Below are 770 nucleotides of genomic sequence, written 5' to 3' on the forward strand. Positions count from 1 at the left end.
GGACCTTTCCAGTCAAGACTGGAAGCAACGGTCATATCGCCGGTTGCGCCATTCGTGCCGGTCGCGGTGGCATCGACGGATGTCCCGGCGTTCAGGCTGCGCACGAAAGCGCCGGCCGTGGCGCTATCGACGGTGAAGTTTGGCGTCGAGATATTCCAGAGTCCCGCTTGCACCGATGCGCCGCTCGCTAACGTGAGTGTGCTGGCGAGTGTATCGACGGTGCCGCCGCTACCATCGACATTCGTTGCCGCAATGGCCCCTTTCTGCGTGACATGGCCGTTGCCGGCCACCAGCCAGATGTGGCCATCGCGCATGGCCGTGCCTGTCGCGCGGATACGCGAGCCACTGCTGGCAAGTGCATAGATATTGCCGTCGGCCGCTTCGAGGTTGATCTGCGCGGCTTGCGTGACACCGCGATCGACCACGGTGCCTTTACTGCTTATCTGCACGAATACCTGCCTGCTGCTCGACGATTCGAACAACACCACTTGCTGCCCCGCGACGTATTCGGCCGTGCCGTTCGGTGCGCTCACCGAGCCTGCATTCGCTACGACATCGTGTGCGATGAGGAAGACATCGCCGCCACTGGAACTGATCTTGCCAAGGTTCACCACCTTCGCATTCGATGACCCAGCGAGCGTGAGCGTGCCGCCATTCGTGAACGCGGCATTCGGCAGATCGAGCGTTGAAGCCACGAATCGTCCGCCTGTGCTGATGACGCCGCTGCGACCCACCAGGATGCCTTGCGGGTTGATCAGATACACGCTGCC

The 770-nt window shown here is 61.9% G+C and carries 1 protein-coding gene; it reads right to left on the minus strand.

The window, feature by feature from the left end; all coding sequences use genetic code 11:
• A partial coding sequence (locus P0D89_RS53610; protein ID WP_459252694.1) for a two-partner secretion domain-containing protein occupies positions 1–770 on the minus strand: 770 nt, incomplete at both ends.

It is taken from the genome of Paraburkholderia sp. RL18-085-BIA-A (assembly GCF_046027075.1).
GTDB lineage: Bacteria > Pseudomonadota > Gammaproteobacteria > Burkholderiales > Burkholderiaceae > Paraburkholderia.